At 73.2% G+C, this 246-nt stretch carries 1 pseudogene; it reads left to right on the top strand.

Annotated elements, in window-relative coordinates:
* Window positions 1–126 precede the first annotated feature (126 nt).
* A pseudogene (locus EF903_RS35775) lies at window positions 127–246 on the top strand (chitin deacetylase); the annotation flags it as partial.

Genomic DNA, 246 nt, shown 5'->3' with positions numbered 1-246 from the left:
GAAGATCGCGGCCCCGATGGGCCAGATGGACGAGACGCTCGACCTGGACGAGCGGATCGCCCGGGTCGTCCAGGGATTGGAGGGTTTCCTGACGCGGATCCTGCACTGACGCGGATCCCGCGGGGCGTGTCCGAGCCACAGCGCGACCTCGTCGGCTACGGCGCCGAGCCGCCGCACGCCGCCTGGCCCGGCGGCGCCCGGGTCGCCGTCAGCCTCGTCCTGAACTACGAGGAGGGCGGCGAGAGC

It is taken from the genome of Streptomyces sp. WAC05292 (assembly GCF_003949955.1).
GTDB lineage: Bacteria > Actinomycetota > Actinomycetes > Streptomycetales > Streptomycetaceae > Streptomyces > Streptomyces globosus.
This window is presented reverse-complemented; position numbering and strand designations above follow the sequence as displayed.